The organism is Streptomyces sp. NBC_01465 (assembly GCF_036227325.1).
Lineage (GTDB): Bacteria > Actinomycetota > Actinomycetes > Streptomycetales > Streptomycetaceae > Streptomyces.
Window position 1 is genome coordinate 8,359,409 of record NZ_CP109467.1, and the last position, 23,694, is coordinate 8,383,102.

Below are 23,694 nucleotides of genomic sequence, written 5' to 3' on the forward strand. Positions count from 1 at the left end.
CTTGGGGGAACCATGCGCAAGATCCTGCTCACCGCCACCGCCGTGACGTGCCTCGCCCTGGCCGGCTGCGACGGCAGCACCGGCGGTACCGACTCCGGCAACGGGCCGTCCACACCTGAGCCTTCGGCCACCGCGAGTCCCGCGCCCGGCGGAGCCGCACTGGACCTCGGCACGCCCGCGCGGACCGTGGGTGCCAAGACCGTGGGCATCCTGGAGATCACGCCGATGACGGTCGTCCACGCGGCCAAGAGCGGCGAAGTGACCGCCGAATACGGCACGTTCGTCGTGGTGACGATGCGGGACAAGTCACTGACCGCGAACCCCGCGGACGAGGAGACGGCCGCCGCGGGCGGGGGCTGGAAGTGGGTCGAGCCGAGCGGGCGCACCACGGCCGCGGGCAACGGCAACGCGGCCCGGGTCGTCCTGGCGAAGTACAACAACCACGGCCCGATCCAGCCCGGCGACTCCCAGCTGCGGGCCCAGGTGTTCGACCTCACCCCGGCCCAGGCCAAGAACGGCAGCGCTCTCTACACCGACGGGACGAAGGCACCGTACCGCTGGGCGATCCCCGCGCAGGACTCCGGCCCCGACGTCGCGGAGGTCGGGCAGCAGCTGAACCCGTGAGAACGGCGGGTGGGTAGATCCTCCCTGATCGGGGGACCCGCACGGGCAGGGAACCGACGAGGAGGAACCCCCATGCCCGAACCCGAAGTTGCGCCCGCACCCGCAGGAACCGTCACCACGGCAGTGCCGGCCCGCCTCGACCGACTGCCGTGGTCGCGCTGGCACTGGATGATCGTCATCGGCCTGGGCACCGTATGGATCCTGGACGGCCTCGAGGTCACCACCGTCGGCAACATCGCGGGCCGGCTCTCCGAGGACGGCAGCGGTCTTGCCATCTCCTCCGCACAGATCACCGGAGTCGCGGCGGCCCTGTACGTGGCGGGCGCATGCGTGGGAGCCCTCTTCTTCGGATGGCTCACGGACCGTTTCGGCCGCAAGAAGCTCTTCATGGTCACGCTCGTGGTGTACCTGGCCGCGACCGCGCTCACCGCGCTCTCGTTCAGCTCCTGGTGGTTCTTCCTCTTCCGCTTCCTGACGGGCTTCGGCATCGGCGGCGAGTACGCGGCCATCAACTCGGCCATCGACGAACTGATCCCCTCGAAATACCGGGGCCGCGTCGACCTGATCATCAACGGCAGCTACTGGCTGGGCGCCATCGGCGGATCACTCCTGTCGATCGTGATGCTCGACACCGGCATCTTCCCCAAGGACCTGGGATGGCGGCTCACCTTCGCCCTGGGCGTCGTCCTCGGCCTGGTCATCCTGCTCGTACGCCGTCATGTCCCCGAGAGCCCGCGGTGGCAGTTCATCCACGGAAGGGGTGAGGAGGCCGAGCGGCTCGTCACCTCGGTGGAGCGGGAGATCGAACAGGAGACGCAGGTCGAACTCCCGCCGCCCGAGCGGGAGATCACCGTCCACCAGCGCAAGAGCATCGGCTTCGGCCTCATCGCGAAAACCGTGTTCCGCGACTACCCCAAGCGTGCCACGCTCGGCTTGTCGCTCTTCGTCGGCCAGGCGTTCCTCTACAACGCCATCACCTTCGGATTCGGAGCGATCCTTACCACGTTCTACGACGTTCCCTCGGGCAGGACGGGTTACTACTTCGCGGTCATCGCTGCCGGCAACTTCCTCGGCACGCTGTTCCTCGGCAGGCTCTTCGACACCGTCGGCCGCCGGGTCATGATCTCGTCGACGTACCTGCTCTCGGGCCTTCTTCTCTTCGGTACCGCCTGGCTGTTCGGCCGCGGTTCGCTGAGCGCGGTCACGCTCACGGCCTGCTGGTGCGTGGTCCTGTTCTTCGCCTCGGCGGGCGCGAGCAGCGCCTATCTGACGGTGTCGGAGATCTTCCCCATGGAGACGCGTGCCATGGCGATCGCCTTCTTCTACGCCGTCGGGACGGCGGCCGGCGGCATCAGCGGCCCGCTGCTCTTCGCCGACCTGACGAAGACGGGCGTGGTCGGGGACACGGTGCTCGCCTTCCAGGTCGGCGCGGGTCTGATGTGCGCGGCGGGCCTCGTCGCCGCTGTTCTCGCCGTACGGGCCGAGGGGCGGTCCCTGGAGGACATCGCCACACCGCTCTCGGCGACGACCTCGCAGTGACCGCCTGCTAGGGGGCCGGCGCGCGACCCGGGGAGGGGTCGTGCGCGTCCGCCTCCTCGTGCGGACCGGTCGTCTCGGGGCCGACCGCCGGTGCGGGCACCGTTGCCGGGAGTGCCGCGGCTGAGACCGCCCTGGCGCGGCGCCACAACGACACGCGTTCGGCGACCGGTTGGGTGAAACGGGCCGTCAGCGGGCCGACGATGACGAGGATCAGGACGTACGCCGTGGCCAGCGGCCCCAGCCGGGGCTCGATCCCGGCCGTGACGGCCAGACCCGCGATGACGATGGAGAACTCCCCGCGCGCCACGAGAGCGCCACCGGCCCGCCAGCGACCCTTGACGGAGATCTTCGCGCGCCGTGCCGCCCAGTAGCCCGTGGCGATCTTCGTGCAGGCCGTGACGACCGCGAGGGCCAGCGCGGGCAGAAGGACCGGCGGGATGCTCGCGGGGTCGGTGTGCAGCCCGAAGAAGACGAAGAACACCGCGGCGAACAGGTCACGCAGGGGCAGCAGCAGTGCGTGGGCGCCTTCGGCCGCCTCGCCGGACAGGGCGATGCCGACGAGGAACGCGCCCACGGCGGCGGACACTTGGAGCTGCTGCGCCAGCCCGGCGACCAGGATCGTCAGCCCGAGCACCACGAGGAGCAGCTTCTCGGGATCGTCGCTGGAGACGAAGCGGGAGATGAGCCGGCCGTGGCGTACCGCGACGAACAGGACAAGACCGGCCGCCCCCAGCGCGATGGCGAGGGTGAGACCGCCGGCCGCCCAGCCGACCCCGGCGAGCAGGGCGGTGATGATCGGGAGGTACACCGCCATCGCGAGGTCTTCCAGGACCAGGATGCTCAGGATCACCGGGGTCTCGCGGTTGCCGACCCGGCCGAGGTCTCCGAGGACCTTCGCGATCACCCCGGACGAAGAGATCCAGGTGACGCCCGCGAGGACGACTGCGGCCACCGGCCCCCACCCCATGAGGAGAGCGGCAGCGGCTCCCGGCAGTGCGTTGAGCGTGAAGTCGACGATTCCCGCCGGGTACTGGGTCTTCAGATTGCTGACGAGATCGCTGGCCGTGTACTCCAGGCCCAGCATCAGCAGAAGCAGGATCACGCCGATCTCGGCGCCGATCGCGACGAACTCCTCGCTCGCGCCCAGCGGGAGCAGCCCGCCTTCGCCGAACGCGAGCCCCGCGAGCAGATAGAGGGGGATGGGCGAGAAGCGGAAGCGCCCGGCGAACCGGCCGAGGAGGCCGAGCGCCAGAATGATCGCCCCGAACTCGATGAGAAACACCGCGGAGTGCACAGGTCACTCCCTTCCGAGTATCGAAGCCGCCGCCTCGACGCCCTCGCGGGTGCCGATCACGATGACGGTGTCGCCGCCCGCGAGCCGGAAGTCCGGGGTCGGTGAGGGAATCGCTTCGGCGCGGCGCAGTACGGCCACGATCGAGGCGCCGGTCTCCGTCCGCAGCTGGGTCTCGCCCATCAGGCGTCCGTTCCAGTACGAGGTCGCCGCGATCTCGATGCGTTCCGCGACCAGGCCCAGGTCGGTGGTGTGCAGCAGGTTCGGACTGTGGTGAGAGGGCATCAGGGCGTCGATCAGGGCGTCCGCCTCACCGGCCGTCAGCTTCAGTGACAGCGCGCACGCATCCGGGTCGTCGGCTTCGGGCCGGTACGCGCTCAGGGTGCGCCCGCCGTCGCGGTGCGCGACGACCGACACCGTTTTCTGGTCGCGGGTCGTGAGGTCGTAGCGGTATCCGATTCCTGGCAGCGGGGTCCGACTCAGGCGTGAAGCGGTCACAATTCTCCCTTGTCCGGCCTGTTTCAGGCTGATGCACGGCGCCTGCATCTTTCGGCACCGGTTGTCACCCTACCTGTGCCAATATTTGGCAAAGGAACGGTTGTAGGGTGGGCAGGCCTCAAGTCCCGTCCGGGGCGGGGGTGTGCCCCCGTGACTGGAACTCGACGATGACTCTCCGCATCGGCGCACGCCGATCCCTCGCCGCTGCCGTCGCCGCCGCGACGGCGACGGTCCTGCTGGCCGCCTGCGTGTCGACGCCGTCCGACCCGGTGGCGCTCCCGCCGCTGCACGGCGGCTTCGACTACCAGATCGGCGGGGCCTACGAGCCGCCCGCAGGGGCGAAGATCGTGAGCCGTGACCGGACATCGGCACCGGCTCCGGGCCTGTACAACATCTGCTACGTCAACGCCTTCCAGGCCCAGCCGGGCGACGAGGACGACTGGGAGCCTGATCTCCTCCTCCGTACGGCCGACGGCGAGATCGTCTACGACAAGGACTGGGACGAAGCCGTCCTCGACCTGCGGACGGCCGGGAAGCGCGAGCGCATCGCAGCCAAGGTGAACGCCTGGATCGACGGTTGTGCGGCGAAGGGCTACCAGGCCGTGGAACCCGACAACCTCGACACCTACGAACGCTTCCCGACGTACCTCGACGCGGACCAGGCGACGTCCTTCGCCGGCCTGCTGTCGGCGCACGCCCACGCCAAGGGTCTGGCCGTCGGACAGAAGAACACAGTCGACCTGGCCGGTGCCCGTGACGAGACGGGATTCGACTTCGCCGTCACCGAAGAGTGCGCCACCTTTGACGAATGCGGTGAGTTCGCCGACGCGTTCGAGGACCGCGTCCTCGTCGTGGAGTACACGGCGAAGGGTCTGGCGAAGGCCTGCTCGGGCTGGGGCGACCGGCTCAGCATCGTCCGCCGTGACCACGACGTCCTGCCCGCGGGCGGCAGCGGACACGTACGGCAGACCTGCTGACGCGCGCCGTACGGATCCGGCCAGAAGCGGATCCGGTCCCGCATTGGCATGGACCTGACCATCAAGGCGGCGCTACGCTCCGGTCCGGGTCGCTCTGAGAGCGCTCTCAGTCTGCGTTCTCGGATCTCGCCCGTTCCACCCCCCACCGAGCTGGAACGACAGAAGGGCCAACTGCCGTGAGAAATCTGACGCACCCCACGAGCGCAGCCGCGAAACGACGTAGAGCAGCCCTGGGCGCAGGACTCTGCGCCCTGCTCGTCGGCGCTGCCGCCTCGGTCGGCCTCCCCTCCGCTTCCGCGGCCGATTCCCCCACCGCTTCCACCGCTGTGGCGCCGGCCTCGACCGGTCTTCTGGCCGCGATGCAGAAGGACTTGGGCCTCTCGAAGTCCGAAGCCGTGCAGCGTCTGGCGGCCGAGAAGCAGGCCACCGCGGTCGAGGGCAAGGCACGGAACGCGGCCGGAGCCTCCTTCGGCGGTGCCTGGTTCGACGCCGCAGCAGGGAAGTTGACCGTCGCGGTGACGGACAGCGGGAAGGCCGACGCCGTCCGGGCGAGCGGAGCCGCCGTCCGGCTGGTGTCCCACACCCAACGGCAGCTCGACAGCACCAAGAAGAAGATCGACACTCTCAAGGCGCCTGCCGGGGTGAGCAGTTGGCACGTGGACCCGCAGGCGAGCAGCGTCGTCGTGAACGTCGTCGCCTCGCGCAAGAGTGACAACGATGTCCGAACGTTCGTCGCACGGGCCGCGAAGGCAGGCCCCGTCACGGTCCGCCAGGTGAGCGAGGCGCCGCGGACCTTCGCCGCGGGCACGGTCGGCGGCGACCCGTACTACACGGGCAACGTCCGGTGCTCCATAGGCTTCTCCGTCTACGGCGGCTTCGTCTCGGCAGGACACTGCGGTCAGGCGGGCGCGGAGGTCCGCGGCTGGGACGGCTCCCTCATCGGAAACTTCCAGGGCTCGTCCTTCCCCGGCAACGACTACTCCTGGGTGAGCGTGGGCAACGGCTGGTGGACCGTTCCGGTCGTACTCGGCTGGGGCACGGTCTCCGACCAGTTGGTGCGAGGCTCCGCCGTGGCACCCATCGGCGCTTCCATCTGCCGCTCGGGCTCCACGTCGCACTGGCACTGCGGGAACGTGCTCGCCACCAACGAGACCGTGAACTACAGCCAGGGCGCGGTCTACGAGATGACGAAGACCAGCGTCTGCGCCGAGCCCGGCGACTCCGGGGGCTCCTTCATCAGCGGCGACCAGGCGCAGGGTGTCACCTCCGGAGGCTGGGGCAACTGCACCAGCGGCGGCGAGACCTGGCACCAGCCGATCAACGAAATCCTCAACCGGTACGGCCTGACCCTGCACACCGCCTGACCGGCCACACCTGCGACTGCGTCCCGCCCGGTGACATCACCGGGCGGGACACAGCGGGTGAGTTGTGTCAGCAGCTCAGATTGGCTCCGGGGTCGACGCCGAGAATTCCGGCGAAGTTCTTGTAGCTGTCGATGCGGCTCTGCACCTGGGCGGGGTTTCCCCCGTTGCATTCCAGGCTTCCGTTGATGCTGCGAATGGTCTCACCGAATCCCGCGCCGTTGACCATGGCGTTGTGCGGAGTCATGGTGCCGGGACCATTCTGCGTGTTCCAGTACCAGAGACCGGTTTTCCAGGCGACGGCCGCATCGTTCTGGACCAGGTCCGGATTGTTGAGGAGATCGATGCCCAGGGCGTCGCCGGCAGCCTTGTAGTTGAAATTCCAGCTCAGCTGAATGGGGCCGCGCCCGTAGTACTTGTCGTTGCCCGCAGGACAACCGTAGGACTGGGAAGTGTCGCAGTAGTGCGGGTAGTTGGCGGTGTTCTGCTCGACGACGTACACCAGGCCGCCGGTCTCGTGGCTCACATTCGCCAGGAATGCGGCCGCCTCCTGCTTGCGGACGGTGTCGCTGCCCGTTCCGGTGAATCCCGGATAGGCGTCCAGAGCGGCGGTGAGGCCGTTGTAGGTGTAGAACGCATTCCTGTTCGGGAACATCTGGTCGAACTGCGCCTGGCTGACGACGAAGTCGTCCGCGGATGCTTGTGGGGGCGAAGCTGTTGCCGTCGAGGTGAGGGTGAGCAGGCAGAGTGCGGCGGCTGATCCGGTGGCGGTCAGCAGGCCGAATATACGGCGGCGCATGGTGACGCTCCTGGTGGTGGGGGGTGTGGGGGAGATGCTCAGCTGCTGACGTTCACGTCGATGCAGGCGTAGAACGCGTTGGTCGTGTCGGCGATGTTCCACACGGCCAGGACCTTCTGCTTGCCGGTGAGAGACCCGAAGTCGACATTGTGGCTGACCGTCGCGCCGGGCTGCGCGCCGTGGTCGTCGAATACGGCGATCTCCTTTCCGTCGACGTAGTACTCCCAGGTACTGGTCGAATGCCGGGCGGACAGCGACCACTTGAACGTCGTGGTCTTCTGTACGGGGGTGGCGACCCAGCCCTTCGAGTCGTCGTCGAGTTCCGCGAAACGGCTGTTCCCGCCGCTGCAGCTCGTGAGCCCCTTGGGGCCTTCCACACTCTGCGGTTCGTACGTGATGTCCCCGCACGAGACCGTTCCCGCCGCGCATTGCGCCTGCCGGCTGGGCGGATCGGAGATGTATCCGTGGGCACTCGCCGAACTCGCGGGGAGACTTACGGCGATGACCGGCGCGAGCGCGGCGCCTATGAGCGCAACGGTCTTCCTTCTGGCGTTCATGCGTACTCCTTCACTTCAGGTCTTCCTGATGGCGAGCGGATATGTGGGGGGCCGCTCGCCTCAGGCCGGCCTCTCGAGGGTGGGGCCAAGAGGCGCGAAGGTGGCACGGAATTCTCCGTACGGGCACGGCTGGACAACTCCCGTGAACGCAGTGGTGAATTCCGCTTGGACTAGACCATACAAGTGGGCGTGCCCCTGTCAAGGACGCTGTCGCGGCGACGGCCGGGAGGGCGCGGACGGGCCGCAGGTCTGCACGCCACGGTCACCGTTTCTTCAACTCCCTTGCGCAGCGCGCGAATCCGGGAGCCGAGGTTGACGGGCCGGGGAGTTCGGACGCCGATGGAGCCTCATCGGCGAGTGCTGGATGCGCAAAGTTGATTCAAACAGGCCTTGACCAGTCATCTTCGAGCAAATAGCGTCGTGGCATTCCGCATGTGGGGAAGCGTCCCCGCGGAACGACCCCCCTCGCCCAAGGAAGGCTCCGCGTGCGCAGACGTTCCCTCTTCACGGCGGCTGCCGCCACGACGCTCGCGGCGGCCCCGCTCGTGTCCGGATGCAGCTCCTCGCCGTCACCCTCCGCCGCATCCGGCGGCGGCTCGCGGCGCGGCCATCTCACCTACGGCGTCTGGGACGTCTACCAAGTGCCCGCGATGGAGCGGGCGGCGCGCGAGTTCGAGCGCACCCGGCCGGGGGTGACCGTCGACGTCCAACTCACCCCGAACGGCACGTACTGGACCAAACTGCGCACCGCGTGCACCGGTGGATCCGCCCCGGACGTCTTCTGGATGAACGGGCCGAACTTCGGCCTCTACGCCGACGCGGGACAGCTCCTCCCCCTGGAGACGAAGGGGTCCGAAGCCGTGCTGAGCCCCGCCGACTTCCCGGCGGACCTGATCTCCCTCTACAACTGGGAGGGCACCCAGTACGGCGCCCCGAAGGACTTCGACACCGTCGCCCTGTGGTTCAACAAGGAGCTCTTCGACCGGGCCAAGGTCGACTACCCGGACTCCACCTGGACCTGGCAGACCCTGATCAACAACGCCCAGCGGCTCACCGACCGCAAGCGCGGAATCTACGGCGTCGGAGCTCCGGTCCGCGCACAGGAGAACTACTACAACTCGATACCCCAGGCCGGCGGCTGGGTCATCTCCGAGGACAAGACGCGCTCCGGCTTCTCCGACGAGCACACCCGCGAGGGGCTGCAGCTCTGGATCGACCTGATCCACCGCTACCGTGCCTCGCCGTCCCTCCAGCAGATGACCGACACGGACCCCACCCAGATGTTCCAGTCCGGGACGCTGGCCATGACGTACGAAGCGTCGTACAACGCAGCGACGTTCTACGCCGACCCCGAGCTCCGGGCCAAGATCGACGTCGCGCCGATGCCCAAGGGCCGCCGGCGCGCCACCGTTCTGCACGGCCTTGCCAACGTTGTCTACGCCCGTACGCCCCATCCCGAACTGGCCCGGGAATTCGTCCGGTTCCTCGGCGGGGAGCAGGCATCCCTCCTCCAGGGCAAGTACGGCACCGCCATCCCGGCGCGTAACGGCACCGCCAAGCCCTGGGCCGAGGGGATGCCGAAGTTCGACCTCCAGGTGCACCTCGACGCACTGGACTACGCGGTTCCGTTCCCCGGTTCCGCGAACAGCGCCGCCTGGAACCACAAGGAATGGATGTGGCTCGCCAAGGCGTGGAGTGGCGACGTGAGTCTCAGGAGCGCCACCGACTCGCTGTCCGACGCGATGAACCAACTGCTCGCACAGGAGAGGAAGGGCCGGTCCTGATGAGTATTGATGTGCGTGAGAGAACTGCCGTACCGGCGCAGGGCACGCGGCCGGACATCCTCACCCAGCGTGAAATGCGTCGCCGCGAGCGCCGCTTCCTGCACCGGGACAAATGGTGGGGCTATGCGCTGATCGCCCCGGCCGGACTGGGCCTCGCGGTCTTCTACCTGTGGCCCGTGGTGCAGACGGTGTACTACAGCTTCACTGAGTGGGGCGCCTTCGGGGGAACCACCTGGATCGGTCTCTCCAACTACCGCACGCTGGTGGACGATCCGGAGTTCTGGCACTCGCTGATGAACACGGGCATCTACACCGGCCTCGTGCTGCTGGGGATCCCCTTGTCGATGGCGCTGGCTGTGCTGCTCAACCTCAAGGGCCTTCGCGGCACCGGCATCTACCGCACGCTCTACTTCCTGCCGGTGGTCACGATGCCCGCTGCCGTCGCCGTGGTCTGGCGCTGGCTCTACAACGGTGACGCCGGAATCCTCAACCACGCTCTGTCGGCGATCGGCATCAACGGCGTGTACTGGGTGTCCGACCCGGACACCATCCGTATCGCGGTCGCCGTCGTCGGTGTGTGGATGACCGTCGGCTACAACATGATCCTTCTGCTGGCCGGTCTCCAGAGTATTCCGGGCGACTACTACGAGGCGGCATCGCTCGACGGCGCCGGACGCCTGCGGCAGTTCTTCTCGATCACCCTGCCGCTGCTGAGTCCGACGCTGTTCTTCACCACCGTGCTCTCGGTGATCCAGTCCCTCCAGGTCTTCGACCTGGTGTATCTGATCATCGGCGCCAATACGAACGTCTCCCTCCAGAATCCGGCCTACGGCGAGGGCCAGACCGTCGTGATGCTCTTCTTCCAGAAGGCGTTCTTCGACAACCAGCGCGGCTACGGCGCGGCCATCGTCTGTGTGCTGTTCGTCCTGATCATGGCGCTGACCGCCGTCCAGTTCCGGTTGCAGAAGAGGTGGGTCCACTATGCGTGACACAAGTCGTGAAGGCAGGCTGTGGCCCGCCCACATCCTGCTCTCACTGGGCGCGGTGATCACCGTCTTCCCGCTCGTGTGGGAGGTGCTGACCTCCTTCAAGAGCTTCGGCGAGTCCGTACAGGTGCCGCCGACGATCCTGCCCTCGCACTGGGACTGGTCGAACTACTCGAAGGTCTTCGACGGCATCCCGTTCGGGCAGCAGTTCGTGAACACCGTCGTGATGTCCCTGCTGCGCACCGCGGCCCAGTTGCTGCTGTGCTCGATGGCTGCCTACGCGTTCGCCCGGATCCGCTTCCCCGGACGCGGTGCGATCTTCCTCGGGTTCCTCGCCGTACTGATGGTGCCGGGCCAGCTGTTCCTGCTGCCGCAATACCAGATCATGCAGAACCTCGGCTGGCTGGACTCCATGCAGGCGCTGGTGGTCCCCGGCATGTTCTCCGCCTTCGGCACGTTCCTGCTCCGGCAGTTCTTCATGGGACTGCCCGAGGAGCTGGAAGAGGCGGCGCGGCTGGACGGCGCCAACCCGTTCACCGTCTTCTGGCGCATCGCCCTGCCGCTCGCCCGGCCCGGACTGCTGGCGCTCGGCATCCTCACGTTCCTCTGGTCCTGGAACGACCTGATGTGGCCGCTGATCGTCAACACCGACCCGGCCAAGATGCCGCTGTCGGCCGGGCTCGCCTCTCTCCAGGGCGCCCATCTCACCGAGTACCCGGTCCTGATGGCCGGGTCCCTCCTCGCAACTCTCCCGGTGATCGTGGTGTTCGTCGCGATGCAGCGTCAGTTCATCCAGGGCATCGCCTTTTCCGGCATGAAGGGCTGAACACGCATGACCGACACCTTGCACGGCACCACCGCACCCGCGGACAGCGGTGTGCACACACGCGACCTGCGACTGGGCGTCATCGGCCTCGGCCTGCGCGCCACCCTCGCGCAGGAGGCCCACCACCCCGGCGAAGGGTCCGTCGTGGTGGCGGCCGCCGACATCGCGCCGGACAGGTACGACCGGGCCCGCGCATGGTTCGGCGAGGACGTCCATGTCTACGCCGGCCACCGGGAGATGCTCGCCGCGGAAGAGCTGGACGCGGTCTTCGTCATCACCCCGGACCACACCCACGAGGACCTCGCGGTCGAGCTGCTCGAGGCCGGTGTCGCCGTCTTCGTGGAGAAGCCGCTCGCCATCACCACCGAGGGCTGCGACCGCGTCCTGGAGGCCGCACGAACCGGCGGCGCCCGCCTGTATGTGGGCCACAACATGCGCCACATGCCCGTCGTCCGCGTGATGCGCGACCTCATCAAGAGCGGCGAGATCGGCGAGGTCAAGGCCGTGTGGTGCCGCCACTTCGTCGGCCACGGCGGCGACTTCTACTTCAAGGACTGGCACGCCGACCGCCGCAACACCACCAGCCTTCTCCTGCAGAAGGGCGCCCACGACCTCGACGTCATCCACTGGCTCGCGGGCGCCTACACCGAGCGCGTCAGCGCGCTCGGCGGGCTCACGGTGTACGGACAGATCGCCGACCGCTCGGGCCAGGCCCCGGGCGCGGTCATGCCCGACTGGTACGACCCCGAGAACAACTGGCCCCCGCTGTCGAACACCGGACTCAACCCCGTCGTCGACGTCGAGGACCTGTCGATGATGGTGATGCGGCTGGAGGGCGGCGTGCACGCCAGCTACCAGCAGTGCCACTACACCCCCGACTACTGGCGCAACTACACGGTCATCGGCACCGAGGGGCGGCTGGAGAACTTCGGCGACCACGGGGAGACCGCCGAGGTCCGGGTGTGGAAGCGGCGCAGCGGCTACCGGGCCGACGCCGACCGCGTCGTCCCGATGCCGCCCCCGGGCAAGGGAGGGCACGGCGGCTCGGACCCGATGCTGGTGGCCGAGTTCCTGCGCTTCGTCCGTTCCGGCGGCGCGACGGACACCAGCCCGGTCGCGGCCCGCGAAGCCGTCGCCGCAGGTGTTGCCGCCACGGAGTCGCTGCGCGCCGACGGCCGTCCCGTCACGGTGTCCCGGGTCGCCCCCGACCTGGCCGAATGGTTCGCGGGCGGCCAGGGCTGAATCCAGTACGAGCAGGACGCCGGCCGGTCGTCAGCCGGTCGGCGGTCCTGAGCTCCGGGCAGCCCCGCAGGACTCTCGTACGATCAGCGTGGGCCACAACTGCACGCGGTGCACGGGGCGTTCGGCCGGGTCCGCCATCCGGGCCATGGCCAGTTCGGCCGCGACGGCGCCCAGCCGGTGTTTCGGCGGGCGGACCGCCGTCAGGGGCGGGTCGGACGCCGCGGCGACCTCGTCGTCGTACGACACCACGGCCAGGTCGTCGGGTACGACGAGCCCCCGGTCGCGGGCGCGCTCGGTCAGACCGATGGCCTCGCGGTCGGAGTGCACGAACAGGGCCGTGACGCCTGCGTCGAGGCACCGTTGCAGCACGGCGTCGTACGCGTCGGTCCAGCCGCGGGAGCCGTAGGCGGGCACGTCGAACTCGAGGTCCGCACGGTCCGGCAGGGCGAGGGATTCGCCTGTCTCGCGCCATCCTTCGAGCAGGGCCTGCGTCGTGGGGCTGAAGCGTGCGGTGACGAAGGCGATGCGGCGGTGGCCGAGGGTGACGAGGTGCCGCACCGCCAGCCCTGCTCCCAGGCTGTGTGCGGTCGTTGCGGCGTCGAGCGGCAGCGTGGGCAGAGCCGGTGGCGGCAGACGCTCGACCAGCAGGACCGGGATACGGAGGCCGCCGAGCCAGCGCAGCAGATCGAGGCCCGCGTCGCCCGTTGTGGTGGGCGCGACGATCAGGGTGCGTATCCCGCGGTTGAGCAGAGCGGAGACCTGCCGCCGGTCTTCTCCGGCGTCGTACGCGGAAGCCCGCAGTGCCAGTCTTCCGCCGGCCGCGGCCACGGCCGACTGGGCGCCCTGGATGACGGGCGGCCAGTAGAACTCGACCGTGGGAACCACCATGCCCACCAGGGCCTGGCCGGGCAGCCGGCCGAAGGGAGAGGCAGCGGGCGGGCGTTGTTCGGCGGTCGGTCCGCGATGCGCCAGGGTGACCCCGCCGTGGACCCTCACCACCAGGCCCCGGTCGGCCAGGATCGTCACGTCGCGCCGTACGGTCACCGCGGTCACGCCGAGGCGTGCGACAAGATCGGCCAGGCGTACGGTGCCCCGCTCCCGTACGGCGGCGAGGATCAGTTCCTGCCGTTCTGACGCCAGCGCCATGCTGCCCCTCCCACCGGTCCGTTCGTTCTATCGCATGGTCCCGGCGGTGCGGAAGCTTTCCTTCCCTATCGATCCTGATCGCTTTCTTTCGTTCTCGTTGACCCGGGTCTTCCGTGGGCGCTGAAGTGTGCGAACACCTCGTTGCGCGAGTGGTACTGGAGGAAGAAGTCATGCCCAACCCGCAGATCAGCCGACGGCACGTACTGCAGGCAGGAGGCGCGGCCGGACTGGCCGCAGCGCTCGGTCTCGCCGCACAACCGGCCGCGGCCGCAGCGGAAACCACGCCCAGGATCACCGATCTCGGTCCGGCCGTCGTGCAGTTCTCGCTCATGAGCTCTGTGCTGATCGGTGACACCGTCTACATCGGCTCACGGAACATCGACCCCGTGCGCATCATCGCGCTCCATCTGCCCACGCGCAGGGTGGTGGCCCAGACCGACATCACCAACGGGCACTCCATCCAGGCCCTTGCTGCCGACCCGACCGGCCGGTACCTGTACGCGGGCGTGCTGCAGAAGGCCGACGTGGGCAAACCCAACCTCTTCCGCTGGGACCTGACGGCGCCCGGCACCCCCGCCGAGCCCGTAGGACGCATAGGCGACCGCGATGTACGCGCCCTCTCCGTCGCGCCCGACGGATTCCTCTACGCCGTGGGCGGCGGCGCCGACACCGCCCCGGCTCTGTGGGAGTTGGACCCCGCGACGCTCACCGTCCGCAACGCGGGCACCCCGGGGCCGCCGGGCACGCTCGCACGCGCCGTCGCGGCGACCGCGACGACGGTGTTCTTCGGCGCGGGCACCACCTTCAACGGGGGCGGCGACTCGGGCAGGGCCACCCTCTACGCGTACGACAGATCCACAGGGGCCTTCACCTCCGTCGCACCCGCGGAGATGGAGAGCGATCCGAGCATCCGGGACCTGGCGGTGATGGGTGACAAACTCGTCGTCGGCACCGCCGCGTCCACGGAGTCCGCGAAGGTCGGCGTCATGGACCTCGAGGACCTGTCCTCGTACGCCGTGGCGACGTCGTCGGGCACGGTCGTCAAGTCGTTCACGGCGATCGGCGACACGGTGTACTACGCCAGTGAGTCCGGGATCCTCGCGTACGACACCAGCTCCAACTCCGTCTCCCCGGTCGTCTTCGACGGCCCTGACCTGGGTGAGATCTGGGGCGTGGACAGCCGGGACGGCAAGGTCGTCGTCACCTCGGCCTTCGGCTTCGTGGCGGAGATCGACCCGGGCGCGGGCACCTCGACCGTCACCGACCTCGGTGAGGCGGGCGCCCCGAAGGCGGCGCAGACCGCCATGGGCCTCGCCGCCGGCGGGGGATACGTGTACGTCGGCGGTACGGGCACCATTGCCCGCCACTCACTGCGCTCCGGCGCGATCGTGAACCTGCACGCGCCAGGCGAGGCCAAGGATTCCGTGATCTACGGCGGAGCCCTGTACACGGGCCAGTACAACGCACAGGGCATCTGGCGCTACGACCCCGACGGCGGCGACCCGATCAGCCAGGTGGCCGCCTTCCCCTCCGGGCAGAATCGGCCCCTGGACGTGACCCTGGACCGGAAGAACGGGCTCGTCCTCGCCGGTGTGCAGTGCGACACCGAGGGCGGCGGCTCGCTGTGGACGTACGACCCGAGGAAGCGCCGGTCCCAGTGCTTCGTCAACCCCATCGACGCGATGCAGTGCCTGCGCGGCATCGCGAGCCAGGACGGTGTGGCCTACCTCGGCGGGGACAACACCCTTGCCACCGGACCGCGCAGCACGGTGGTGGCGTTCGACCCCGTCCGCGGCAAGGAGCTGTGGCGGATCGACCCGCAGCAGACGGCGGGATGCGCGGCGCTGGCGGTCCGGGGGCGGCACCTCTACGGCCTGTCGCGCAAGGGCGGTCTCTTCGTCATCGACCTCCGTACGCGCACCCTGGTGCACACGGCGGACGTCCGCACCGTCTGCAACGGCTTCGCGGCCATGGTGACCAACCAGGGTGTGGTGTACGGCGTCTCCGACACGACCGTGTTCCGCTTCGACCCCCGCACCTTCGCCGTCACCACCGTCGTCGCCGCCATCAACGGCGCCTGGTACAGCGGCTCCCACCTGACCAACGACGAGGCAGGACACCTCTACACCCTGCGCGGCCGCAACCTGGTGCGGATCACCGACAGGCCCGGCCGATGATGCGGGCCCTCACCGCCCTGGCGCTGGCGGGGACTCTGACCGCGACGTGGCCGGCCGCCGGCAGCGCGGATGCGGTGGTGCTGGACGTCAACTACCAGGACGGCAGCCTCAATTCGGGCATTGCCGGTCTGACGACGACGCACGCCACCTCGCCGGACGCGTCCGCCGTCGTCCCCTCCGGCGAGGACCACGCGGTCTCGCACAAGGTGACGCTGGGGGACCCCGGCTATGTGTCCGACGGGGCCCCGCGCAGCGAAAGCGCCACGAACGACATCCCTCAGGGGGTGTTCCACGTGGGCGACACCCGCAGATACGAGTTCAGCGTTCTCCTGAAGGACTGGAAGACCTATGAGCCGGGGGACTCGGAGAGCGGCGACATCATCTTCCAGGGCAAGCATGCAGGAGGGAACTGGCCCTCCTTCTACCTGATGACCAAGCGCAACAGCATCGCCTTCCGTTCGCCGACGCTCGGGCTGCAGTCCACGGTGGTCGAGGACTTCCGTCCGCAGATCAACCGGTGGATGAGATTCCGGGTGGACGTCCGCTGGACGGACGACGCGACCGGCTACTACAAGGTCTCCGCGCGGCTGCCCGGCGAGCAGGACTTCACGCTCCGTGCCACGTACGAGAACGTCCAGACCTTCCACCCCAGGAACCCGACAACCTTCGGCTACATCAAGTGGGGTCTCTACCGTCCCAGTGAATCGATCGAGAACGGAGACGTTCCGACACGCGTCGTGTACCACGACGACATCCGGATCCAGGATCTCGGTCAGGCGGAGTAGCCCTTCGGCGGGATCAGGGTGGCGAGCTGGTCGAAGGAGAGCCAGTAGATCTGGTTGCCGCTGAAGGAAGCCGGGTCGGCTATGAGGACGGTGCGGTTCGCGTCGTCGTAGCCGATCACCGTGAAGTAGTGGTAGATCGTCTGGTCCGAGGGGTAGCCGGGGGGCTGGTTGCCGGGCGGCGCGACGATGTTGGCCACGAGCGGGTAGTTGTGGTCGATGTCCAGGACGATGTCGTACCAGAGCAGGTCCCGCTGGGCCTGGGTGGGCGGATCGTTGGGCATCTCCTTGGTCTCGTACCAGCCGGTGCCGAGGTTGGCATTGAGTACGCCGGTCACCTGGCTGATGTGATCGGTGCCGTTCACGGTCGTACCGAGCTGGGCGGCCAGGGTGCTCTGGCTGGGCGGGGAGATCCGTGCGGACAGGGCGATACGGGTGGCGGCGGGGCCGCACCAGTAACCGGTCTGCTGGACCTGGTAGTCGATCTGGAGGGTGTGCGCGCTCGCGGTGTGGACGCCGCCGACGTCCAGGCGCGTACCCGGCGCGTTCTGTCCGCTGACGACCGCCGTGCCGGCCTTCGAACCGTGGGCCAGTACCGACACGGTGGTGAGGGGGCGCGGCGCCTGCGCGGCGGCCGGAGTGGTGAGGGCGCCTGCGGCGAGGGCTGCGAGGGCTGCGGCGACAAGTCTCTTGCGCATGGGGGCTCCTGGGGGCGAGCTCGGAGGGGAGGGGCAGAGCTCAGCGTCCCGACGTGGCCATGCCATCCGCAAGACATGAAAGGTGTGGCTTACGGAGGAGGGGGCCGCTCAGCGCTGTGCAGCAGGGCCCGCCCCTCCGCAGTGGCGACGTGCAGGGACCGCGTCGCCCCGCGGACCGTGGTGACGAGGCCCGCCGCGCGCAGCACTTTCAGGTGCTGGCTGATGGCGGGGTGGGTCACCGCCAGCAGCCGGGCGAGCTCGACGGTGGAGCAGCCGGTACGGACCGCCCTGAGGACGGCGGCGCGGGTGTGTCCCAACAGCGGCCCGAGCGTGTCGCTGCCGGGACGGCTGCCCGTCGGGGAATGCGTCCAGTCCGTCTCGTGCTCGATGGGGTAGACGAGGACGGGCGGCAGGTCGCCGTCGGCGAGGGTGATGGGTGTGGGCCAGCAGAAGAACGAGGGCTGCAGGGTCAGACCGCGCCCGCCCAGCCGGAGTTGATGGTCCACGGGATAGTCCGCTTCGAGGACCGGAGCGCGCCAGCGGAACCGGGGCCCGAGCCCGGCGAGCAGCCCTTCGGTGCCGCCGTCGAGCAGGCTGTGCAGCCGTACGATGCGATCGGCGTCGACATGGGCGCGGATGCGCTGCCAGAACGGTGCGAGGGCCTCCGCGTGATAGGTGCGCAGCGCCAGGCCCAGTCGCCGCAGGGCCTGGGGGTCGCCATGGGCCAACGCTTGTGTCCACAGCGGGAGTTGGCTGGATGCGGTCATGCGTGTCAGATCGGCGCGCAGCCGCGGTTCCGGCGTGCTCACCAGCCGGTCGACCGCCGCTTGCAGGGTGCCGCTGTCACCCTGCGTGGGGGTGAGGAAATCCGGTGAGTAGCCGCGCGGGGGCAGGAGCGGCGACAGCGCCCGGCAGCTTCCCGAGAGCCGGGGGCGCGCCCAGCGGCGCCATTCGCCGAACACCCTTGTGCCGTCGCGGCGTTGCAGCGTCTGGAAGCTGTTGCTGATCTCCCAGAGATGGTCGGGGCCCGGTGCGATCCGGACTCGCGCAAGATCCTCGGCGGTGAAGTACACCCGCAGCATGCCCCGCCCCCTCCTCCGGGAGGCGCCGTCGGCCTGTGCGGGCCGACGGCGCCTGTGGTCACCTCATGAGTGACTCAGATTCACGTCGACATCGTCCCTGCCTTCGCGGTCCAACTGAAGAGGCACGGCACTGGGCGCGTAGCCGCTGGCGAGAACCGTGTACTCGCCGCTGTCGAGGTCGTGGAACGCGTACACGCCGTCCGCCTCCGTGACCGTCGACCCGACCGTGTTCCCGGCGGCGTCGAGCAGCGTCACCCGCGCCTCGTCCAGCGGGTCGCCCGCGTTGTTGCGGACGATGCCGTGGAGGCGGGCGCCGGGATCGAGCCGGACCGCGTAGTGGTTGGCGCCTGCGGCGGCGACCTCCACCGGCACGGCCGTGGGTCGGTGCCCGGTGGCGCTCACCGCGAGGGTGTAACTGCCCGGGACCAGATCACCGAACGCGAACTCACCGGAGGCGTCGGCGGTTCCGGAGGCGACGACCTCGCCCCGTACGTCGGTGGCGATGACGAGCGCGGCCGGCACCGGCCCTTCGTCGTACGCCTTGATGACGCTTCCGGTGAGCCCCGCGGCGCCGCTGAGGATCAGGTCGAAGTCGACGGGGGAGTCGCCGACCGTCACCGTGGTCGCCTGCGGCTGACGCGCGCCTCCGGAACCGATCAGGACGTACGTCCCGCCGGAGGGGGCCGTGACGAAGTACCGGCCGTCGGCATCCGTTGTCGTACGGCCGAGTTGCCGGCCCTGGAGGTCGATCAGGGTCACCACGGCCTGCGCCACGGACGAGCCGTCGCTGTCGCGGATGTGCCCCCGGACGCCGGTGCCCGATGCGACCGCGTCCACGGTGGCGACGGCCTCGGCCACCGCCTCGGGCAGGGGTACGGCGGCCGAACCCGCGCTCTCCTCCGCGGCCCGAGCCTCGAGGCCGGACATCTTGCGCAGCGGGACCTCCTTGGTCCACAGGACCATCAGGAAGCCGAGCGCGACCACTCCGGCCGCGATCAGGAACACCACGTGCATGGAGCTCGCGAAGCCCTGCTTGAACGGCTCGGCCAGACGCGGGTCCAGTTGCTGGATGAACGAGGAGTCGCTCAGCACGGACGCGCCACCGCCCGCGCCGGGGTGCTGCAGCATGTCGAGCACCGGCTTGTTGGCCGGGTCGGACAGGACGGACGGGTCGTGCAGCGCGGCCTGGAACTGGGGTGTCCCCGCAGCGGACTTGAAGGCCGACGAGATCTTGTCCCCGACGTTGCTGAACAGCACGGACAGGAAGATCGCGGTCCCTGCGGTGGCGCCCATCTGACGGAAGAACGTCGAAGAGGCGGTCGCCACTCCCATGTCCTGCGGCGGTACGGCGTTCTGCACTGCGAGGACCAGTGTCTGCATACAGCCGCCCAGGCCGAGGCCGAAGACGAGCATGAAGACCATGGCCTCCCACAGCGGCGTGTCCCACTGGATCCTGAAGTGGAACAGCAGCAGCGCCACGACCATCAGGACGGTGCCGATGGTCGGGAAGATCTTGTAGCGGCCGGTCTTCGCCGTGATCTGCCCGGCCACGATCGACGCGATGATCATGCCGACCATCAGCGGCAGCATCTCGAGGCCCGACCGGGTCGGGCTGGCGCCCTTCACGATCTGCAGGTACTGAGGGATCATCAGCATCCCGCCGAACATGCCCGCGCCGATGAGCACGGACAGCAGACTGGTCTTGCTGAAGATCGGGTTGCGGAACAGCCGCATCGGGATGAGCGCGTCGTCCCCCATCCGCCGCTCGACGAGGATCCAGGCGATGATGCCGACCACGCCGATGCCGTAGCAGGCCAGCGAGTTCGTCGAGTCCCAGCCCCACTCGCGGCCCTGTTCGGCGACGAGCAGCAGCGGCACCACACCGAGCGCGATGGTGACCGCGCCCCACCAGTCGATACGGCGGTCACGGCGGGTGTGGGGGATGTTGAGGACCTTGGCGACGACGAACAGCGCGATGATGCCGATGGGGACGTTGACCAGGAACACCCAGCGCCAGCCGACGACGCCCAGGATGCTGTCCTGCCCCGCCAGGAAGCCGCCGATCAGCGGTCCGGCGACGCTGGAGGTGGCGAACGTGGCCAGCATGTACCCCTGGTAGCGGGCCCGTTCACGCGGCGGCACGATGTCGCCGATGATCGCCAGGGCGAGCGACATCAGGCCGCCCGCGCCGATGCCCTGCAGGGCGCGGAAGGCGGCCAGTTCGGTCATCGACGTGGAGAAGGTGCACAGCGCCGAGCCGACGATGAAGACGCTGATCGCGCCCAGGAAGTACGGCTTGCGTCCATGGAGGTCGGACAGCTTGCCGTACAGCGGTGTGGCGATAGTCGAGGTGATCAGATAGGCGGTCGTCGCCCACGCCTGCTGGCTCAGCCCGTGCAGGTCGTCCGCGATGGTGCGGATCGAGGTGGAGACGATCGTCTGGTCGAGCGCGGCCAGGAACATGCCCAGCATGAGGCCGCTCAGAATGGTCAGGATCTGCCGGTGGCTCAGGCCGCCGGGGGTGGCTATCGCCTTCGTTGTGGTGTCTCCGCTCGGTGCGGACACGGCCTCACTCATGCTTGCTTGCTCCCTGCTGCGCCGCTGTTCCGGAGTGGGATCCGGGTTCGTGACGTGTGAGTTGATGCTGTACGAGATCGTCGTTGAGGCGGGACATCAGCCGGATGAGCTGGTACCGGTCCTCCGGTGACCAGGGCTCCAGGAGTTGTGTCAGATCCGCGTCGCGCTGCCGCCGGTACGCCTCGAACGCCGCGACACCGGCTTCGGTTGCGTGCAGCAGAGTTCCGCGCCGGTCGTCGGGGTCCGGGTGGCGCTCGATCAGCCCGCGCTCCACCATCGACCGGACCTGTCGGCTGACGGTCGAGAGATCGAGGAGCGTCGCCGAGGCCAGGTCGGTGGCCCGTTGTGCGCCGTCCCGTACCAGCCGGGCCAGCAGCACGCGTTCGCCGGCGCCCTGCTCGAACTTGGCCCGCTGTCTGCTGGCCGAGAGGAGCCGGAAGAACCGGACCATCTCGCTGCCGAGCCCGGTCGCGGCTTCCGCGGCGCTCGCGCTGCCGGTCACCGGTACGGCCGTCTCGTCGTGGTCATGGACCGTTCCCCTGTCCATGTTCCGCCTCCGCACTCGCATTATTGCTTGTATCCAGCAAGTGAGTGTAGACGCCCCGGAAGGGGACGGGAACGGGGCCCTGGTCGAAGCGTCAGGAGCGGTAGCGGCGCAGTGCCGGCACCGCGAGGGCGAGGGTTGTCATGGCGATGACGACGAGGATCCCGCCGCCCGCCACCGCCGTACGGGGGCCGAGTGCCGAACCGGCCGACCCGTGCAGGACATCGGCGAGCCGGGGACCTCCCGCGACCACGACCGTGAAGACGCCCTGCATGCGCCCGCGCATCTCGTCCGTGGCCGCGGACAGCAGGATCGCGCCGCGGAAGACCATCGAGACCATGTCGGCGATTCCGGCCAGGGCCAGGAAGGCCACCGCGAGCCACAGACTGCTGCTCAGTCCGAAACCGGTGATGGCGACGCCCCACGCGACGACCGCTCCGATCACCATCCGGCCGTGATGACGGATGCGGGAGAACGTGCCGGAGAACAGTCCTCCGACCACCGCCCCGATGGGGATCGCGGCGAACAGCAGGCCGAGCGCGAGCCCCTCGCCGTACGGGCTGTAGGTCTCGGTGGCGAGCTGCGGGAACAGGGCGCGGGGCATGCCGAAGACCATGGCGATGATGTCGGCGAGGAACGACAGCAACAGCACCTTGTGCGCGGAGATGTAGCGGAATCCGGCCGCGATCTCGCGTACGCCCGCCCGACGTTTCGCCGCGGCGCCGAGAGGCGGAAGGGAGGGCAGCCGGTAGACCGCCCACACTGTGAAGCACAGGGCCACGGCGTCGATCAGATACAGCTCGGGCAGTCCGACGACGGGTATGAGGACACCTGCCAGCAGGGGGCCGATGACCTGCCCGGTCTGCATGACGGTCGAGCCCAGTGCGTTGGCGGCGGGCAGCTGGTCCGTGGGGACCAGACGGGCGATGGAGGCGTTGCGTGCCGGTGCGTTGAGGCCCCAGAACGCCTGCTGCACCGCGAGCAGAACCATCAGGAGAGCCACCGAGCCCACCCCTACGGCGGCCTGGATCCAGAACAGGACGGACGTGACGGCGATACCGCAGTTGGTGATCAGCAGCAGCTTGCGGCGGTCCATCGTGTCGGCGACCGCTCCGCCCCACAGAGCGAAGACGATCAGCGGCAGCAGTCCGGCCATGCTTGCCGCGCCGACCCAGGCCGAGGAGCCGGTGATGTCGTAGATCTGCTTGGGCACGGCGACGGCGGTGAGCTGGCTGCCCACGGCGGTGACGGTCGTGGACGACCAGAGCCGCCGGTACGCGGGGATCCGCAGCGGACGGGTGTCGATGGCCCACCGACGCCACCCCTGCCGCGGAGGCTTCGCGGTCTCCGGGGCTGCCGCGTCCTGCGGTTCGGTACCGGTGCTGTTCTCGCTGGTGTCCACGGGTTCCCTGATCGCTGTTGGTTACACCTATTACGTGCGGGGTCCACTATCTCAGGACTCCGCAAGCCCAACGCCCCGCCCGGTCACGGCCGGTGCCCGAGGCCGTGCACTTGAGTCTTCTCGCGTCGAGAACCAACGATCATTCGGCAGGGGGCATTTACTGATGAACCATGGCGATCCGCGGACCCTGACGTTCCTTTTCGAGGAATGTGCCAGGAGATTGCCGGGTCATGCCGCCCTGGAATTCGAAGGTGAATTACTGAGTTACGGCGAGCTGAATCGCAGTGCGAGCAGACTGGACCACTTCCTGCGGAACAGCGGTGGAGTCCGCCCCGACGACCGGGTGGCGATTCTGGTCCGGCGCCCGCCGGACGTCGTCATCGCCATGCTGGCCACCCTCAAGGCCGGCGGCGCCTATGTCCCCCTGGACCCCGACAACCCGCCCGGGGTGACCCAGCGGATCGTCGAGGACGTGGCCCCCAAGGGCGTTGCCGTCGAACACCGAGCGATCGTCAACACACTGATGTGGCGAAATTCCTAAGACGGATTCGGTCCCGAAGATGTGACTCTGGCCATTCCGCGACCGCATCACCGACCGGCGTTGTCTCACCGGCCTGATGGAGCGCCGGGGCGTCACTCATTTCCTCATCACTCCCATGCTGCACCAACGCCTGCTGGAGGGAATGGGCGGCCGGCAGGCGAAAACCCTGAGGTGCGTCACGATCGCCGGTGAGCGGTTCACGTCGCGTCTGCCCCCGCCAACCGCTGGTTCCTCTCGCTCGCCGAGGGCCTCACCCTGAAC

The 23,694-nt window shown here is 68.8% G+C and carries 21 protein-coding genes; 11 read left to right on the forward strand and 10 right to left on the reverse strand.

Annotation, left to right across the window (positions count from 1 at the left end):
- Window positions 1-12: 12 nt before the first annotated feature.
- Together OG707_RS38750 and OG707_RS38755 are read left to right on the forward strand one after the other, a co-directional pair.
- A complete protein-coding gene (locus OG707_RS38750; protein WP_329126570.1) occupies window positions 13-624 on the forward strand; it encodes a hypothetical protein in 612 nt (203 codons plus the stop codon).
- Between the two features lie 72 nt (window positions 625-696).
- The gene (locus OG707_RS38755; protein WP_329126571.1) at window positions 697-2,163 is read left to right on the forward strand and encodes an MFS transporter; all 1,467 of its coding nucleotides are present in this window, start codon (window positions 697-699) and stop codon (window positions 2,161-2,163) included.
- 7 nt (window positions 2,164-2,170) lie between these two features.
- Here OG707_RS38755 and OG707_RS38760 read toward each other — a convergent pair whose 3' ends face one another.
- On the reverse strand, window positions 2,171-3,457 hold the full coding sequence (locus OG707_RS38760) for a cation:proton antiporter (protein WP_329126572.1): 1,287 nt from the start codon (window positions 3,455-3,457) through the stop codon (window positions 2,171-2,173).
- Window positions 3,458-3,460: 3 nt separating this feature from the next.
- Window positions 3,461-3,952, reverse strand: a complete 492-nt coding sequence (locus OG707_RS38765) for a cation:proton antiporter regulatory subunit (RefSeq protein ID WP_329126573.1) — start codon at window positions 3,950-3,952, stop codon at window positions 3,461-3,463.
- Between the two features lie 167 nt (window positions 3,953-4,119).
- On the opposite strand from OG707_RS38765, the gene OG707_RS38770 reads away from it, so the two are divergent.
- Both OG707_RS38770 and OG707_RS38775 read left to right on the forward strand, forming a co-directional pair.
- Window positions 4,120-4,929, forward strand: a complete 810-nt coding sequence (locus tag OG707_RS38770; RefSeq protein WP_329126574.1) for an endo alpha-1,4 polygalactosaminidase — start codon at window positions 4,120-4,122, stop codon at window positions 4,927-4,929.
- Between the two features lie 185 nt (window positions 4,930-5,114).
- Window positions 5,115-6,293: a S1 family peptidase gene (locus tag OG707_RS38775; protein WP_443071516.1), complete on the forward strand. Its 1,179-nt coding sequence runs from the start codon at window positions 5,115-5,117 to the stop codon at window positions 6,291-6,293.
- Between the two features lie 67 nt (window positions 6,294-6,360).
- Here OG707_RS38775 and OG707_RS38780 read toward each other — a convergent pair whose 3' ends face one another.
- Together OG707_RS38780 and OG707_RS38785 are read right to left on the reverse strand one after the other, a co-directional pair.
- The gene (locus OG707_RS38780) at window positions 6,361-7,089 is read right to left on the reverse strand and encodes a chitinase (RefSeq protein WP_329126575.1); all 729 of its coding nucleotides are present in this window, start codon (window positions 7,087-7,089) and stop codon (window positions 6,361-6,363) included.
- A 38-nt stretch (window positions 7,090-7,127) separates the two neighbouring features.
- Window positions 7,128-7,646 (reverse strand): lytic polysaccharide monooxygenase auxiliary activity family 9 protein, encoded by a 519-nt coding sequence (locus OG707_RS38785; RefSeq protein ID WP_329126576.1) that lies wholly within the window; start codon window positions 7,644-7,646, stop codon window positions 7,128-7,130.
- Window positions 7,647-8,131: 485 nt separating this feature from the next.
- Here OG707_RS38785 and OG707_RS38790 point away from each other — a divergent pair, with 485 nt between their 5' ends.
- Genes OG707_RS38790 through OG707_RS38805 form a run of 4 tightly spaced genes read left to right on the forward strand, consistent with a single transcriptional unit; the run spans window position 8,132 to window position 12,484 of the window.
- Complete coding sequence (locus tag OG707_RS38790) at window positions 8,132-9,430, forward strand: ABC transporter substrate-binding protein (RefSeq protein WP_329126577.1); 1,299 nt, start codon at window positions 8,132-8,134, stop codon at window positions 9,428-9,430.
- 11 nt (window positions 9,431-9,441) lie between these two features.
- Window positions 9,442-10,419 (forward strand): carbohydrate ABC transporter permease, encoded by a 978-nt coding sequence (locus tag OG707_RS38795; protein ID WP_329126579.1) that lies wholly within the window; start codon window positions 9,442-9,444, stop codon window positions 10,417-10,419.
- Window positions 10,412-11,242, forward strand: a complete 831-nt coding sequence (locus tag OG707_RS38800) for a carbohydrate ABC transporter permease (protein WP_329126581.1) — start codon at window positions 10,412-10,414, stop codon at window positions 11,240-11,242. Before OG707_RS38795 ends, OG707_RS38800 begins: the two co-directional genes overlap by 8 nt.
- 6 nt (window positions 11,243-11,248) lie before the next feature.
- The gene (locus OG707_RS38805) at window positions 11,249-12,484 is read left to right on the forward strand and encodes a Gfo/Idh/MocA family protein (protein ID WP_329126583.1); all 1,236 of its coding nucleotides are present in this window, start codon (window positions 11,249-11,251) and stop codon (window positions 12,482-12,484) included.
- 30 nt (window positions 12,485-12,514) lie between these two features.
- Here OG707_RS38805 and OG707_RS38810 read toward each other — a convergent pair whose 3' ends face one another.
- A complete protein-coding gene (locus tag OG707_RS38810) occupies window positions 12,515-13,630 on the reverse strand; it encodes a substrate-binding domain-containing protein (protein WP_329126584.1) in 1,116 nt (371 codons plus the stop codon).
- A gap of 170 nt (window positions 13,631-13,800) precedes the next feature.
- On the opposite strand from OG707_RS38810, the gene OG707_RS38815 reads away from it, so the two are divergent.
- Window positions 13,801-15,807 carry an outer membrane protein assembly factor BamB family protein gene (locus tag OG707_RS38815; RefSeq protein WP_329126587.1) on the forward strand — a complete coding sequence of 669 codons (2,007 nt, stop codon included), beginning with the start codon at window positions 13,801-13,803 and terminating at the stop codon, window positions 15,805-15,807.
- A complete protein-coding gene (locus tag OG707_RS38820; RefSeq protein ID WP_329126589.1) occupies window positions 15,804-16,592 on the forward strand; it encodes a heparin lyase I family protein in 789 nt (262 codons plus the stop codon). Before OG707_RS38815 ends, OG707_RS38820 begins: the two co-directional genes overlap by 4 nt.
- On the opposite strand, the gene OG707_RS38825 is transcribed toward OG707_RS38820, so the two are convergent.
- The 5 genes from OG707_RS38825 to OG707_RS38845 form a co-directional block, all read right to left on the reverse strand.
- Complete coding sequence (locus tag OG707_RS38825; RefSeq protein WP_329126592.1) at window positions 16,580-17,287, reverse strand: C39 family peptidase; 708 nt, start codon at window positions 17,285-17,287, stop codon at window positions 16,580-16,582. The two genes, OG707_RS38820 and OG707_RS38825, sit on opposite strands and share 13 nt — an antisense overlap.
- Window positions 17,288-17,376: 89 nt before the next feature.
- A complete protein-coding gene (locus OG707_RS38830) occupies window positions 17,377-18,369 on the reverse strand; it encodes an ArsR/SmtB family transcription factor (RefSeq protein WP_329126593.1) in 993 nt (330 codons plus the stop codon).
- A 63-nt stretch (window positions 18,370-18,432) separates the two neighbouring features.
- Complete coding sequence (locus OG707_RS38835; RefSeq protein ID WP_329126594.1) at window positions 18,433-20,946, reverse strand: MFS transporter; 2,514 nt, start codon at window positions 20,944-20,946, stop codon at window positions 18,433-18,435.
- Window positions 20,939-21,493 (reverse strand): MarR family winged helix-turn-helix transcriptional regulator, encoded by a 555-nt coding sequence (locus tag OG707_RS38840; protein WP_329126596.1) that lies wholly within the window; start codon window positions 21,491-21,493, stop codon window positions 20,939-20,941. Before OG707_RS38840 ends, OG707_RS38835 begins: the two co-directional genes overlap by 8 nt.
- Window positions 21,494-21,584: 91 nt before the next feature.
- Window positions 21,585-22,892, reverse strand: coding sequence for an MFS transporter (locus OG707_RS38845; protein ID WP_329126598.1), 1,308 nt, complete (start codon window positions 22,890-22,892; stop codon window positions 21,585-21,587).
- Between the two features lie 163 nt (window positions 22,893-23,055).
- Here OG707_RS38845 and OG707_RS38850 point away from each other — a divergent pair, with 163 nt between their 5' ends.
- Entirely contained in the window at window positions 23,056-23,433 is a 378-nt protein-coding gene (locus tag OG707_RS38850; RefSeq protein ID WP_329126600.1) for an AMP-binding protein, read from the forward strand.
- The last annotated feature ends 261 nt before the right edge of the window (window positions 23,434-23,694 follow it).

What these genes read in the sequence shown, in the direction of transcription:
- OG707_RS38830 (WP_329126593.1), bottom strand. Translation starts at nt 18,369, where the DNA reads ATGCTGCGGGTGTACTTCACCGCCGAGGATCTTGCGCGAGTCCGGATC.
- OG707_RS38840 (WP_329126596.1), bottom strand. Translation starts at nt 21,493, where the DNA reads ATGGACAGGGGAACGGTCCATGACCACGACGAGACGGCCGTACCGGTG.
- OG707_RS38835 (WP_329126594.1), bottom strand. Translation starts at nt 20,946, where the DNA reads ATGAGTGAGGCCGTGTCCGCACCGAGCGGAGACACCACAACGAAGGCG.
- OG707_RS38850 (WP_329126600.1), top strand. Translation starts at nt 23,056, where the DNA reads ATGAACCATGGCGATCCGCGGACCCTGACGTTCCTTTTCGAGGAATGT.
- OG707_RS38810 (WP_329126584.1), bottom strand. Translation starts at nt 13,630, where the DNA reads ATGGCGCTGGCGTCAGAACGGCAGGAACTGATCCTCGCCGCCGTACGG.
- OG707_RS38800 (WP_329126581.1), top strand. Translation starts at nt 10,412, where the DNA reads ATGCGTGACACAAGTCGTGAAGGCAGGCTGTGGCCCGCCCACATCCTG.
- OG707_RS38815 (WP_329126587.1), top strand. Translation starts at nt 13,801, where the DNA reads ATGCCCAACCCGCAGATCAGCCGACGGCACGTACTGCAGGCAGGAGGC.
- OG707_RS38750 (WP_329126570.1), top strand. Translation starts at nt 13, where the DNA reads ATGCGCAAGATCCTGCTCACCGCCACCGCCGTGACGTGCCTCGCCCTG.
- OG707_RS38785 (WP_329126576.1), bottom strand. Translation starts at nt 7,646, where the DNA reads ATGAACGCCAGAAGGAAGACCGTTGCGCTCATAGGCGCCGCGCTCGCG.
- OG707_RS38805 (WP_329126583.1), top strand. Translation starts at nt 11,249, where the DNA reads ATGACCGACACCTTGCACGGCACCACCGCACCCGCGGACAGCGGTGTG.
- OG707_RS38780 (WP_329126575.1), bottom strand. Translation starts at nt 7,089, where the DNA reads ATGCGCCGCCGTATATTCGGCCTGCTGACCGCCACCGGATCAGCCGCC.
- OG707_RS38755 (WP_329126571.1), top strand. Translation starts at nt 697, where the DNA reads ATGCCCGAACCCGAAGTTGCGCCCGCACCCGCAGGAACCGTCACCACG.
- OG707_RS38825 (WP_329126592.1), bottom strand. Translation starts at nt 17,287, where the DNA reads ATGCGCAAGAGACTTGTCGCCGCAGCCCTCGCAGCCCTCGCCGCAGGC.
- OG707_RS38820 (WP_329126589.1), top strand. Translation starts at nt 15,804, where the DNA reads ATGATGCGGGCCCTCACCGCCCTGGCGCTGGCGGGGACTCTGACCGCG.
- OG707_RS38770 (WP_329126574.1), top strand. Translation starts at nt 4,120, where the DNA reads ATGACTCTCCGCATCGGCGCACGCCGATCCCTCGCCGCTGCCGTCGCC.